Genomic DNA, 264 nt, shown 5'->3' with positions numbered 1-264 from the left:
CTCTCCAGTTATCAGCAATTTCCTGCCGACTATTCCAAAAGCCAACCGCCAGCCCAGCGAGATAGGCGGCTCCTAAAGCAGTGGTCTCACTAACTTCTGAGCGCTCAACAGAGACACTGAGCAGATCACTTTGGAACTGCATGAGAAAATTATTTGTGACTGCTCCACCATCTACCCGCAATTTTTTTAACGGAAGACCTGCATCAGCTTCCATCGCAGTCAGTACATCCCGCGTCTGGTAAGCAAGAGATTCGAGCGTCGCAC

At 50.0% G+C, this 264-nt stretch carries 1 protein-coding gene; it reads right to left on the bottom strand.

Annotated features, from left to right (window positions below; genetic code table 11):
- On the bottom strand, window positions 1–264 hold a 264-nt coding region (locus SB773_RS32475; protein ID WP_410594502.1), incomplete at both ends, for an FGGY-family carbohydrate kinase.

This window comes from Bacillus sp. SIMBA_074 (genome assembly GCF_046534555.1).
In the GTDB taxonomy this organism is placed as follows: domain Bacteria; phylum Bacillota; class Bacilli; order Bacillales; family Bacillaceae_G; genus Bacillus_A; species Bacillus_A mycoides.
Note: the sequence above shows the minus strand (reverse complement) of the source record. Positions and strands in the feature narration are given on the sequence as shown.